Below are 12,879 nucleotides of genomic sequence, written 5' to 3'. Positions count from 1 at the left end.
CGGTATGGCAGGGCGGTTGTTGACGCCCTGCCGTTCTCTGAAGATATGCTGTGCGCATGACGCGCATTGATACAACAAAACCCTTTCTGCCTGTCCGGATTGCCGTGATGACGGTCTCCGATACACGCACTCTGGAAACGGACAAATCCGGCCAGATTCTTGTCGATCGCCTTCAGGCTGCCGGGCATGTGCTGGCGGCCCGATCGATTGAACCCGATGATGCTGACAGGATTGTCGCGCGTCTGGAAGAATGGATTGCTGATCCTCAGATTGATGTGGTGATTACAAGCGGTGGCACCGGCGTCACCGGTCGTGATGTCACACCCGAAGCGTTCGAGCGCGTCATGGAAAAACGCATCGAAGGCTTTGGTGAACTGTTCCGGATGCTGTCCTATCAGAAGATCGGAACCTCCACGATCCAGTCACGCGCACTGGCCGGGGTGGCGCGCGGTACATATCTGTTTGCTCTTCCCGGCTCGACGGGAGCGGCGAAAGATGGCTGGGACGACATTCTGGTGTTCCAGCTCGACAGCCGCCACATGCCCTGCAATTTTGTAGAGCTGATGCCCCGCCTTCAGGAACGATAAAGGAAACGATGATATGGCCGATGATATCAAACTTCTGATGCTTGCTGGTGATTATGTCGAAGATTACGAAATCATGGTGCCGTATCAGGCTATGACCATGGTGGGTTACACTGTCGATGTCGTGTCGCCGGGGAAGAAGAAAGGCGACAAGGTCATTACGGCCATTCATGATTTTGAAGGGGCCCAGACCTACAGCGAGAAGCCCGGTCATCACTTCGAGCTGACGGCAGACTTCGACACGATTGTTCTGGATGATTATGTCGGCCTGATCGTGCCGGGTGGGCGGATGCCGGAATATCTGCGCCTTGATCAGAGAGTTCTTGATATCGTCAGAGAATTTTCAGATCGGCCGATTGCCTGTATCTGTCATGGCATCCAGATTCTCACAGCGGCTGGAATTGTGAAAGGTCGCAAGGTCTCGGCTTATCCAGCCTGCCGCCCTGAAGTCGAGATGGCTGGTGGGACATATGTCGATATTCCGGTGACGGAGGCGGTTACGGATGGGGAACTGGTGACGGCTCCAGCGTGGCCAGCCCATCCGGCGTGGCTGTCCCAGTTTCTGAAGGTTCTGGGAGCGAATGTTTCTCCCTGATTTCTGACTGTCGAAGAACGGATTGAAAGGCGGCTCTTTATGAGGAGTCGCCTTTTCTTTATGATAAATAAGAAACTTTCTTATTCTCATCAATCTGTATGATCTTTTGCGCTTTCAGAGTTGTGATAAGTGGCGAGACCTTCTGAAGAGAGACTTCCTGTTTAAATACTGCAGTGATCATATTCCTGAGTTTTTCTTCTGTGCCGGGACGGCTTTTTTTTATCTTTTCCAAATGCTCAATTACTTTGGTTTCCAAGGTTTTATCCGTAGTCTCTTCGGGTTTGCGGCTACCGGGAAAACTGTCTGATCGCGTACACTGTATTCCTGTTGCCTTCAAATGCGCGATGAGCGGATCAAAGCCGGTGTCTTTTGAAATGATATGGAAACGGGCGGTCTTATCCACGCCAGCAAGCAGCCCGATATAATAGGCGATATGAAAGTCGAGCGCGTTGTTGCCGGTGGCATGGATTTTTATGTAGCGGGCTCTTTTCCCTATAAGCTGCAAAGAACGAGCTATATTGAAGTTGATTTTATCCTGTGTCTTTCCGACAAAAACAAGAATATTGACGTTTTCGTCTTTCAGGGAAGGAAGTGTTTTAGGTTGAATGTTTTCATAATCAATCAGAATATAAACCTTAGATAATGTAATTTCTTCTGATATCACGGCTTTTCTCCTGAAAATCGCAATATATTAAAAATATTAATTTTTTATTTTTCGCTCTCTGTTGGTGGGGGATTTTGTTGTATTTATTTGTTTTTGCATAATCGAATAAATATATATGCTTTATTTTTGCTGTTCTGACTGTTTTTGGGCGGGTGTAGGCATCAATCTGGTTTGTGTAACAAGTAGATAAAGGTTTTTTCCTGCCCGCTTCGGTAGTGGAAAAAGGTAGCCAGCGTTTGTGTGCCTGTGCGAAATCTGTGTTATTTAATGGATCTGAGTATTGATCATTACTAATGAAGGTGTGCTGTTCAGCAGCACGATTGGCCGATTTCTCCGGCACTACAGCTGCATTTGATGGTGAGTTCTGAATCTATGTATCCCCATGATTCATGTTCTTCATTGTGTAAGTTAGAACCATACCTGCAACCAGCAAACTGCCAAGAACCAGGGCAAGTCCTGCGAAACTTCCGGCGAAAGAAGGGGGCACCATGAAGATGGTATTGGCGTATCGCCAGATCATCATGACGGGATAGCCAAGCAGATAGATCGAGAGGGTGTTCCTTTTGGCAAAGGCTGCGACGGTTTCGAGCCAGGCGGGACACGGGCATGAAGCTCCCAGCCACACCAGCACAGGTACGCCGACGCCCAGTAATGGCGCGCCGATGAGGTGAATTTTCGGCAGGTGCATGCCAACGAATAGCGCGAGAACGATGACTGGATGGATTTTCGGGGTGCGTGCTCCATACTCCCCGTGCAGATGGCGCAACCACGCGCCTCCGGCGAAACTCAGAATCATACGCGGCCATCCACCCCAGTAATGCACAGACGCCCAGCCCGCATTGAGATCGCGCCACATCATGCTCAGCGTGAAGTAGATGAAAGCCGCGCCAATCCATAGGACGAACAACCGTCTGGGAGCATCATGAACCCGTAGACAGACCAGAAGGGCAAAGCCGAACAGCTCCAGCACGATAGCCCAGCTGGGTGGATTGAGCGGGAAGACCGAGCCGTAAACGAGCGTGGAGAAGAAAGGCAGCAGGGCAAGACCGGAAATGAAAGCGCCGACCCAGTTTGTGATCGTCCATCCTCCTGTATTGGCGAGTGCCTGCGGAGCGAAGGAGCAGAAGCTGACTACGAGTGCGATGGCGTAAACCGGATAGATATGAGCGAGGCGACTGCCGATAATCTGCCGCTTGCTCATACTGATAACAGCGGGCTGTGATAGAAAGCCCATTGCGAGAAAGCCTTCGATCATGAAAAAGATGTCGATGGCGATCTGTCCCTGAGGCCACAACCGTCCCACATAGGGTTCTCCCCAGTGACCGGTGAAAATACTGAGCGCGACCAGCATGCGTAGCAGTTGAAGCATCGGATAGCTTCTATCTTTTTCGTTCACTAACGAAATATCTGCAGCTATCATGGGTTGATAAACCGTATAACCCGACTGCGGCGGGCTATCAGGATTGCTTTTGCCTCATTCCTTCCAACGACGAAGGTCTGATGCTGATGACGGCATGGTTTGGTCTCGCCTGCCTTCGACAGACCGAACGCTATCATGTTGCGACACCTGCAGCAGAGAAATCGATTCTCAAATGCCTTTCAGTCTGATGGCAGGTGGCGCGACCGACGGGAATGCCAGTATCAGAAAAGGGTACATATTTACAGGTAATATACAGTCGAACGATAGCGATGTCTGTCGTCATGTCATCCCATCCTGCACTGTTTTCTTAATGTCGATTCGAACATTCCTGTTTTGGTCATCAGTCTGGCAGTGCTGAATCCTACCATCGTGATTGCTCATCCAGATAAAGACCAAGATGACAGAAGTCCTCAGAAATCCAAAGCTCGATGTTAAAACAATCCGTGAGTGAAAAGCTTTTTACGTAATACGCGCTAGTCCTTAGTGGCCAGTGCATCCACAGCGCAGGAGCCGCACAACGCTATAAACGTTGGAGCGTCGCATGACGGCAAGCGCGATCTTCAAAATACCCACAGCGAAATCCACGATACCGATCCGATAGTCACAGGAACCGCAGCCATAGGATGCGTGGCAGGGGGGCATTGCTCTTGCCTGCACGCATGTTCTTATTCTCACCATGAGAGCGATCATTATTGTCTTCAGATGAGGTGTTATTACAAAAAAGGCGAGATCAAATATAAGGCAAACACATGACAGATCGCGTCGTGCATGGCCATCATCATGATCGCCTTTCTTTCAAAGAAAGAAGAATAGCCAGTCCACGCTGCAAGAACAACAATTCCATTCAGACGTTATACCATACAGTTGCGTAGTTATATTAAAAAAGGAATGTCGATAAGGTGGTCGGGCGATCACGAAATAGAGAGTGTGATCACAAGAATCCGTGCTGAACTTCAGGTAAATTCTGTAAAAAACGGGCTTCATTATTTGTTAAAATCAATTAATTTATGGTTTTTATTCAATAAAATTAATAAGTTGCGGAGCGTTGCAGCCTGCTATGCGACGCCACTCTATAGTGTTATTCGCTACATTTTTGATGACATGCTTTCTATTTTATGTGTAATGTAGCCGCATATCCGGTTATTCTTAAAAATAAATAAAAACAGGTAAAGGTGAAGAAGACCCGGATCAGTGGTCTGAGGTGAGGAATAAACGAAAATAATATGATGGAAACTGATGTCAGTTTCTGATCGTATTAGATAGTTTGTGAGTTTTTGCGTGTCTTTCTAAAGTGATTGTATCGGGGTTATTTTTTTCTGTTTCGGTTGATTATGGTTTGGGTGGAATGGATTTCTAAAAAATAAATTTTATTCTTATTTATGTTTAATTTCAGTCTATAGAGAAAAAATAGGTATTTCTTTCAGGAATCTGTGTATCCAGAACACTGTTCTGTAAATTTTTATGTGCCGTCACAAGCATATTTTCTGCGAGTTCAATAATGCCGCTACAAGACCGTAGATCTTCTGACGTAACTGATTGAAATTTGGCTCTTTTTATACGAGTGAGAGAAGGCGAACATGCGAGTTCTGATCGTCGGAAATATGGGTTACGTGGGGCCTGCCGTCTCGGCGCAGTTAAGGCGGACACGGTCTCAAAGTGTATTACATGGTTTTGACAATGCTTACTTTGCCCATTGCCTCACAGGAGTTGCGCGTCTGCCCGAGAGAGCTCTTGATACTCAGTTTTTTGGAGATGTCAGGGATTTTTCTGATGGATTGCTTGCTGGTTACGATGCTGTCGTCCAGCTTGCCGCAATTTCGAATGATCCCATGGGGGACAGATTTCAGGATGTCACACTCGACATCAATCAAAATTCAACGGTAGCTCTGGCTCGGGCTGCATCTGCGGCCGGTGTAAAACACTTCGTCTTTGCATCCAGTTGCAGTATTTATGGAATTGCCGAGGGTGGTCCCCGCAGGGAGATGGATCCGCTCAATCCGGTCACTACTTACGCACAATCCAAGATCGGTGCGGAAAAAGCACTGGAGCAGATTGACAGCGCCATGACAGTCACCTGTCTGCGTTTCGCTACAGCCTGTGGTATGTCGGATCGCCTTCGACTGGATCTTGTGCTGAACGACTTTGTCGCTTCTGCGATGGTTACTGGAAAAATCAGCATTCTTTCGGACGGAACGCCCTGGAGACCGCTGATTGACACGCTCGATATGGCTCGGGCGGTGGACTGGGCGGTGAGCCGTTCGCCAGATAATGGCGGACGTTATCTGGTCGTGAACGTAGGTAGCGATGAGCGGAATTATCAGGTCCGTCAGATTGCTGAGGCCGTAGCCAAAGCCTTGCCGGGCACAGCGCTAAACATAAATACAAATTCAGCAGTGGATAGCCGATCGTATCAGGTTGATTTCGGCTTGTACAAGTCATTGGCGCCCAATCACCAGCCCCGGATGACTCTTGAGGATTCGATTGCTCATCTTAAATCCGGTCTGGTCGGGATGGGCTTTGAGGACAAGGAATTTCGCGATTCAAGACTGATACGACTGAAAGTTCTGGAGAGCCATATGGCTGCCGGACGACTCAATCGTTCTCTCGTCTGGCGATGCGAGGAGCAACCCCGATGTAATTACTGAATTTGAATATCCTGCCCTTGATAGTCACCAGCTGAAAACAGCTCTGTCTCCAAGGTAATCGCTTTAAAAATGTTTTGCGGCAAAAGGAAAAAATAGATGAAGGTCGCAATTCTTGCTGGTGGTTTTGGTACAAGGCTCAGTGAAGAGACAATGGTCCGCCCCAAGCCTATGGCTGAAATCGGCGGACGACCAATACTCTGGCATATCATGAAGATATATTCCCATTATGGGTTCTCTGATTTTGTCATTCTCGGCGGTTATCGTATCGATTTCATACGAGATTATTTCATGCGTTATCGCTATTCGCGCAGCGATTTCACCATAGATCTCGGTACGGGGGATGTGCGCTGGCTGGAAGCCCAGACCGACAACTGGCGCGTCACAGTCCTGGATACAGGACTGGAGTCCCTGACAGGTGGGCGCATTCTCCGTGCGCGTCGTTATCTTGAGGACAGCACGTTCTGTCTCACTTACGGCGACGGTGTAAGTGACGTGAATATAGCAGATCTTTTGGCGTTTCATCGGTCGCGTGCGGCCTGGTGCACACTGACAGCCGTAGTGCAGCCTGGTCGTTTTGGCGCGCTGGAGCTTACTGATAATGCGATGTCCGTAAGCGGCTTTGGTGAGAAGCGGGCCGGTGATGGTGGATTGATCAATGGCGGTTTCTTCGTATGCGAACCACAAGTTCTCGATCTGATCGATGATGATCTGACGACATGGGAGGCGGAACCGATGAGCCGGTTGATTGAGCGAGGCAAGCTGTCGAGCTTTGTGCATGACCGGTACTGGCAAAATATGGACACCCTGCGCGACAAGCAGGTTCTGGAAGCCACATGGGCGACGGGGGCTGCCCCGTGGAAAGTCTGGTCTGACTGAGATTGTCCTGACGAAAACGACTGTGTCCTAGAACTTCATGGTAATGAATCTGGAGCCGGAACATGATTATTGTCGATAAGGCATTGAAGCGTCGCGAAGCCGAAGGTCGGCCAGTGACTGTAGCCCTGATTGGTGCGGGGACACAGGCGAAGGCCATCGCGCGCACCATTGAAACAGCCACACCCGGGATGCGCGTAGTGGCTGTTTGCAACCGCACACGCGCCCATGGTGAAGCCCTGTTTGAAGAACTGGGACTTGAGCCGGTGTGGTGTCCGGACGCTCAGTCGCTTGAACGTGCTTTTGCGTCAGGGCAGCGGGTAGTCACCAGCGATCCGCTGCTTCTGGCTCAGGGCAGTGGAATCGATGCGATCATCGAGGCGACTGGTTCCATGGAATACGCTGCCAGAGCAGCGCTGGCAGCGATCGAAGGCGGCAAACATCTGATTCAGGTGAATGCGGAGCTTGATGGAACGGTTGGCCCTATTCTGAAAAAGAAAGCTGACCTCGCCAACGTCGTCTATACCGCTGGCGATGGTGACCAGCCGGGCGTCATGATGAATCTGGTTCGCTTCATGAAGGGGATCGGGGTGCGTCCGGTTTTGTGCGGTAGCATCAAGGGACTATACGATCCTTATCGCACTCCGGACACGCAGATATCCTTTGCGGAAAAATGGGGTCTGCAGCCTGCCATGGCGGCGTCCTTTGCTGATGGAACCAAGATCTCCTTTGAGCAGACAGTGATTGCCAATGGCACAGGTATGAAAGTAGCCCAGCGCGGCATGCTTGGCCCCGATTTTTCTGGTGGCAATCCTGATACGCCTTTGGTGCCGCTGGAAGATGTTGCAAAAGCTTTTTCTCCACTTCTGGACGCGCATCTTGCAGCGGGGGGACCTGGAGTGGTCGATTACGTGATCGGGGCACGACCGGGGCCGGGTGTTTTTGTGCTTGGGACGATGGATGACGTAAAGCAGCGTCATTTTCTGAATTATTACAAGATGGGACCGGGTCCCTATTATTGCTTCTACACCCCGTTTCATCTGTGTCATTTTGAAGTTCCAGGGTCTGTGGCGCGCGCCGTTCTGTTCGGCGACGCGACGCTTGCGCCGCAGGATGGCCCGGTTGTCGGCGTTATCGCTCTGGCCAAGAAAGACCTGGTCCCGGGTGAGACAATCGCCGAACTCGGTGGTTTCGAAGTCTATGGAATGATTGAAAATATCGAAACCATAAGAGCGGAAAAGCTTATTCCTCTCGGTCTTGCCATAGGTTCTACGGTTAATAGACACGTTCCTCGTGACCGTCCCTTGACCTTTGCAGATATTGATCTGCCGGAAGGAAGGACCATCGACCGTCTTTATGCCGAGCAGGAGAGGGAGTTTGCACCATGCGAGACGATCATGGAGGATGCCTGTGATCTTTCATGAAACCATGCTGAAAGATGCCATGATCATTGAGCCACAACTGATAGAGGATAATCGTGGATTTTTCTCCCGGATGATGTGTCGGGATGAGTTCACGCAACATGGTCTGATTTCCGATTTTGTACAACATAATATGTCATTTTCACGGAATAAAGGCACGGTTCGGGGACTTCATTTTCAACGTGGCGTTCACGCCGAAGCCAAACTCATACGATGCACCAGAGGCAGTATTGCCGACATAATCGTGGATCTTCGTGGAGATTCCGTGACTTATCTGAAGCACGAGTCTTTTGTCCTGAGTGCAGAAAATCATCATATGCTGTACGTTCCGCCCGGATTCGCTCACGGATTTCAGACACTTACTGATAATACAGAGGTTTTTTATCCTGTGAGTGCGGCCTATACGCCCAGCGCGGAAGGAGGGTTGTGCTATAACGATCCACTGCTAGGGATCGCATGGCCTCTGGAAGTCATTGATTTATCAATAAAAGACGCATCATGGCCGTTTTTGAAGAAGGGTCAGTCTCCAATTTTCTAATGTATTTCCTGTAAAGGAGACTCTTGCTCTGTGAGGAATCTGACGGGAACACGGTGATGTGAATAACCTGAATACTTCCTGTTTCTGCTATAATTTCTCGTAAGCCGCTTCGGTTTAAATATACGTTAGTTTCAGGAGATGAAGCCTCGGAATGTCTTCTGTTCCTGATGCCGGGAGTTTCTGATGAAAAACGAAGAAGGGTTCCAGTCTGGAAAAAGACGTTTTCTGGTTCTCGCACGTGTCGGAGAGGATTCATTTCATCGAGAATGGATTGGAGATGATACAACGCCACGTAACTGGGATCTTCAGCTGAATGTCTATGCAAAAGACCATTCGCTCTCTTTCGATGGCGATCTGCCTACCGTATTCGACTATGGAACGAAATGGGACAGTATAGCGCGTCATTTTAAAGCAAATCCTGAGCTGCTTGATCATTATGACTATATCATGCTGCCGGATGATGACTTGCGTATGAAGTCCGCTGATATAAGCAGGCTGTTTGATATTGCGGTGGAACACGATCTGACCATGGCGCAGCCTGCCATGACACACGATAGCTATGTCTCCCACGAGATTGTCTTGCGCGTGCCCGGCTTTCGGTTGCGATACAGTAATTTTCTCGAATCAATGGCCTGCTGCATCAAGTCGTCGTATCTGCGCACGCTCCTGCCGATGTTCGAGCGGCATTTCACGGGATGGGGAACTGATCTCATCTGGACAATGCTGATGGAGGACCCGGCCTTCCGTGCGGCAATCGTCGATGAAGTGCCTATGGTGCATGTCCGCCCGCTGTATAGCGGTCCTATCTATGCGAGTTTCGCCAAGGACGGAATCGATCCGCGTCAGGAAGTGCGTTTCCTGACGGGTTGCTTCGACAACTATCCGAAGTTCAAGCATGTCTACGGAGGCTGGTTGACCAATGGTCGGCGGGTGGGTGATTTTGAAACGCGTATTCGCAATGCGATCGCGCTTTTGCGGATTGCACCAGGTATGCAACACCCGGGGAGAACAGCCTTTAAATCGCTTTGGCTGGTAGTCTGGGCATTTACCAAAGCAGGATACCGCCCTGAGCAGCTTCGAGCCATAGCAGGTACCGAGATGGCTCTTCTTGGGCTGGGGAAAAGGGCATCGGTAGAGGCCGACAGCGTTAGCGATGCCTCGGCAACGCGCGACCCCATCATTTCCGGGCTGGAGGAGAGCGGCATGGTCACGCCGCCAACACTCCAGAGCCTGAATTTGCCTGGCTGAACAGTGAACTGTGACGCTCCATCACGGATCCGATCAACTGAAAGATTGGATGGTTTGGAGATTGCACGAGATCACGAAAGACGGTTCTGGATGCCTGCGAAAAAGAACCTGACAGTGGAGGAAAATAAACCCTCTGTGTTTATTGCGGTTTGAGGATGACTGTTGCCCGAATAGTGGCGCTGACCGTCTGGTCTTCTGAACGCATGGTCGGAGCAGCCATCGCGGCACGCGCCATAAAGGCCACGGGGCGCACTGTAAGCGGTTCTCCTACCGAGATCGACGCGATTGAGGAAACTTTCAGACCGAGGTCATCAGCAATTTCACTGGAGCGACTGCGTAGATCGTCCACCGCCTTCTTTTCTGCCTGCCGATACAGTTCTTTCTGATGCTCAGGCGAGAGAGACCAAGACACGCCTTCCAGCAGCAGTCCGCTTGCCTGAAGCTTGCCGACCAGATCCAGAAGAGCGGAGGCGTCCCTGGCTCTGATCTGAATGGTCTGTCGGGCTGTCCAGCTTGAGGGTTTATTGTCCTTGCGATTTTCCGACACATCGTAGGAATCGGTCAGGACTGTAACGCCTGAGATTTTTTCAGCTTTTGCTACTGCATTATGCGCAGCATCATTGGTTTTGGCCTGAGCGTCGACAGCCTTTGCCGCCTCATTCTGCACAAGCAGAGTCGCTGTCACCCGATCAGGAGCGGCATCGACTGATCCGGAACCGGTTACGCTCAGACGGGTTGCGCCGTCAGGCTCAGCAGGGGATGCGGCATGGGACGTTCCGCCGATGACGCTGCCAAGCAGAGCGATACTGCCAGCTGCAATATATAATGGTTTTGAATGAATCATTGACGAATATTCCTGCCCTTAAGAATGGCGAGAGCTTCTCTCAGCCGCATAACGCCGAGTCTGACATAGCCTTGAGTGCAAAGGCGCTGCCCTTCTTTTCTCAGCTCTATGACATTTTCAGGGCGTGACTGCGCATTGTATTCGTCAATCGTGCGCATCAGGCGGGAACAGTAGTCCCGGCTGTCGGATGTGACTTCCATGCCGATTTCAGTAGGCGACGCTTCACTTCGCTCTGCCGCCTGAACCATGGAGGCAACTTCCGTATCATGACGCATCTCTCCCTCGTTGACGGGCTTGTCGGCAAAAAGCGTGCGAACGGACTGATCTCCGGTCTGCGCTGCCGCTGCTCCACACAGACCGATAATCAGAATCGGCGCTGCGATTAAAAGTGCGATGCGTATCATGATTGAGACAATAACAGATCGGGCCTGTCTTGCAGATGGTAAGTCTGTGAATCCTCCGTCATATCAGTACCCTGCTTTTTGCCATCATCTTCTGGAAGCGGCAGATACATGCGGACACAGAGACCGGGGCTACGCGAATAAAACTGGAGCACGCCTCCATGGAGCTGGACGATGGCCTGAACAAGCGAAAGTCCGAGACCTGACCCCGGTGTATTTCGGGCGGCGTCGGCACGGAAGAAGCGCTCGGATGCTCTTTCCATGTCGGCTTCCGTCATGCCCTGTCCCTGGTCGCTGACGTCAATCGTGATGATGCGTCCACCGGCCCGATCACCAGGGGCGGGGTTGAAGCCAGTGGCGACCGCGACTGTGATGGTGCCATTGTGTGGTGAAAATTTGATGGCGTTATCAATAAGGTTTGAAACAGCCTGCTGGATCATCGAACGATCACCGTAGAACTGAAGATGATCCGGCGCCCGAAGCACGATCCTGCTGCCCTGCTCGTCCGCCAGCGGTTCGTAGAGCTCCACAATATCACTGAGCACCGGCATGAGGTCGAATGTGGCGAACGCTGATCGTCTTGAGCCGGCTTCAATCTGGGCAATTCTCAGAAGCGCCTCAAACACGGCCGTAATATTGTCGAGGTCACTGACGCCTTCTTCAATGGCGGCCCGCAGGGTGGTTTCATCCTTGGCATGCAGCGCTGCATATTCGAGCTGGGCGCGAGCACGCGTGATGGGCGTGCGCAGATCATGGGCGATCGCGTTCGAGACCTGCTTCACGCCGTCCATCAGACGCTTGATGCGATCAAGCATCTCGTTGATGGCTTCAGCAACTTCATCAATTTCGTCGCCTCGTCCGGAGAGGGGGACGCGGCGGTCCATATCGCCGTGTGCAATGGCTGAGGTTGTGCGCGCAATTGAGGAAATCATGCGCCTGAACATGCTTCGGACGAAAAAGGCGCCGACGAATGTCAGGATGGTAATGATGCCCCATGCCCAGAACAGGGTGTCAGTGAGCAGGTGCCGCAGCGTCGAGCGTCCGCGGACGTCTCTTCCGACAAGCAGTCGATAATTCTTGGGAAGATCGAAAGACTGGACTTCGGCGACACCCCGGATTCCGGCACGCTTGATGGTGAGTTGGTACCAGACGTTGCTCATGGCCACGGCTTCCGGCCAAGAGGGCAGATTACCCGCTATGCGCTCGCCATGCGGGTCCACCAGCAGATACAGCGCGTCATCATCGACATTGTCTTCCAGCCGGTCCTCAATGGTGAGCGCCAGCGCCGAAAGACCACCATCCGACCATCGCTCGGAAAGGGCGCGCGCATCGGCTGCAACGGAGGCTTCGACCTGTCGTTGCAGGAGGCTGGCGGTTCCCCACCAGATGACCGAGAGAAACAGTCCTGCGGACACCCAGAACAGAACGGCATAGCCAAGGGCAAAGCGCACCCCAGCCGATCTCAGGCCGCCGATATGGTAACGCAGCGCTTTGAGTGAGAGGCGAGGGAGCCTGAATCCACGACGACGTTCGGGAAGGTCCTGCTCATCAGGTTCAGTGGGGGCGGGTATCATAAGTCAGCCACCACGAACTGGCAGGAGAATGGAAAGAGACCATCGCGCACGATCAGTATCCCGACTGGCGAA

General features: G+C 51.4%; 14 protein-coding genes. 7 read left to right on the top strand and 7 right to left on the bottom strand.

Annotation, left to right across the window (positions count from 1 at the left end):
- The first annotated feature begins 56 nt into the window (after positions 1-56).
- Together moaB and GVI59_RS06365 are read left to right on the top strand one after the other, a co-directional pair.
- Entirely contained in the window at positions 57-587 is a 531-nt protein-coding gene (gene moaB, locus GVI59_RS06370; protein WP_173573460.1) for a molybdenum cofactor biosynthesis protein B, read from the top strand.
- Positions 588-600: 13 nt separating this feature from the next.
- The gene (locus GVI59_RS06365; RefSeq protein WP_173573459.1) at positions 601-1,179 is read left to right on the top strand and encodes a DJ-1/PfpI family protein; all 579 of its coding nucleotides are present in this window, start codon (positions 601-603) and stop codon (positions 1,177-1,179) included.
- A gap of 58 nt (positions 1,180-1,237) precedes the next feature.
- Here GVI59_RS06365 and GVI59_RS06360 read toward each other — a convergent pair whose 3' ends face one another.
- From GVI59_RS06360 to GVI59_RS06345, 4 genes are all read right to left on the bottom strand, one after another.
- Positions 1,238-1,843: a PIN domain-containing protein gene (locus tag GVI59_RS06360; RefSeq protein WP_173573458.1), complete on the bottom strand. Its 606-nt coding sequence runs from the start codon at positions 1,841-1,843 to the stop codon at positions 1,238-1,240.
- Entirely contained in the window at positions 1,815-2,183 is a 369-nt protein-coding gene (locus GVI59_RS06355; protein ID WP_173573457.1) for a hypothetical protein, read from the bottom strand. The genes GVI59_RS06360 and GVI59_RS06355 overlap by 29 nt, the downstream gene beginning before the upstream one ends.
- A gap of 30 nt (positions 2,184-2,213) precedes the next feature.
- On the bottom strand, positions 2,214-3,212 hold the full coding sequence (locus tag GVI59_RS06350; protein WP_173573456.1) for an acyltransferase family protein: 999 nt from the start codon (positions 3,210-3,212) through the stop codon (positions 2,214-2,216).
- A 184-nt stretch (positions 3,213-3,396) separates the two neighbouring features.
- A complete protein-coding gene (locus GVI59_RS06345) occupies positions 3,397-3,546 on the bottom strand; it encodes a hypothetical protein (protein ID WP_173573455.1) in 150 nt (49 codons plus the stop codon).
- Positions 3,547-4,840: 1,294 nt separating this feature from the next.
- Here GVI59_RS06345 and GVI59_RS06340 point away from each other — a divergent pair.
- The 5 genes from GVI59_RS06340 to GVI59_RS06320 all read left to right on the top strand — a co-directional run bounded on the left by GVI59_RS06340 (position 4,841) and on the right by GVI59_RS06320 (position 9,988).
- The gene (locus tag GVI59_RS06340; protein ID WP_173573454.1) at positions 4,841-5,908 is read left to right on the top strand and encodes an NAD-dependent epimerase/dehydratase family protein; all 1,068 of its coding nucleotides are present in this window, start codon (positions 4,841-4,843) and stop codon (positions 5,906-5,908) included.
- Positions 5,909-6,004: 96 nt separating this feature from the next.
- Positions 6,005-6,784, top strand: coding sequence for a glucose-1-phosphate cytidylyltransferase (rfbF, locus tag GVI59_RS06335; protein ID WP_173573453.1), 780 nt, complete (start codon positions 6,005-6,007; stop codon positions 6,782-6,784).
- A gap of 62 nt (positions 6,785-6,846) precedes the next feature.
- On the top strand, positions 6,847-8,205 hold the full coding sequence (locus tag GVI59_RS06330) for an NAD(P)H-dependent oxidoreductase (protein ID WP_173573452.1): 1,359 nt from the start codon (positions 6,847-6,849) through the stop codon (positions 8,203-8,205).
- The gene (gene rfbC, locus GVI59_RS06325; RefSeq protein WP_173573451.1) at positions 8,192-8,740 is read left to right on the top strand and encodes a dTDP-4-dehydrorhamnose 3,5-epimerase; all 549 of its coding nucleotides are present in this window, start codon (positions 8,192-8,194) and stop codon (positions 8,738-8,740) included. Before GVI59_RS06330 ends, rfbC begins: the two co-directional genes overlap by 14 nt.
- Positions 8,741-8,923: 183 nt before the next feature.
- Positions 8,924-9,988: a DUF707 domain-containing protein gene (locus GVI59_RS06320; protein ID WP_173573450.1), complete on the top strand. Its 1,065-nt coding sequence runs from the start codon at positions 8,924-8,926 to the stop codon at positions 9,986-9,988.
- Between the two features lie 139 nt (positions 9,989-10,127).
- Here the strand turns inward: GVI59_RS06320 and GVI59_RS06315 are convergent, their stop codons facing one another.
- Genes GVI59_RS06315 through GVI59_RS06305 form a run of 3 tightly spaced genes read right to left on the bottom strand, consistent with a single transcriptional unit; the run spans position 10,128 to position 12,807 of the window.
- Entirely contained in the window at positions 10,128-10,832 is a 705-nt protein-coding gene (locus tag GVI59_RS06315; protein ID WP_173573449.1) for an SIMPL domain-containing protein, read from the bottom strand.
- Entirely contained in the window at positions 10,829-11,236 is a 408-nt protein-coding gene (locus tag GVI59_RS06310) for a hypothetical protein (RefSeq protein WP_173573448.1), read from the bottom strand. Before GVI59_RS06310 ends, GVI59_RS06315 begins: the two co-directional genes overlap by 4 nt.
- Positions 11,233-12,807 carry a sensor histidine kinase gene (locus GVI59_RS06305; protein WP_173573447.1) on the bottom strand — a complete coding sequence of 525 codons (1,575 nt, stop codon included), beginning with the start codon at positions 12,805-12,807 and terminating at the stop codon, positions 11,233-11,235. Before GVI59_RS06305 ends, GVI59_RS06310 begins: the two co-directional genes overlap by 4 nt.
- Between the last annotated feature and the right edge of the window lie 72 nt (positions 12,808-12,879).

This window comes from Acetobacter sicerae (assembly GCF_011516765.1).
GTDB classification, from domain to species: Bacteria; Pseudomonadota; Alphaproteobacteria; order Acetobacterales; family Acetobacteraceae; genus Acetobacter; species Acetobacter sicerae.
The sequence above is the reverse complement of the archived record's forward strand: the minus strand, read 5'-3'. Positions and strand labels throughout refer to the sequence as shown.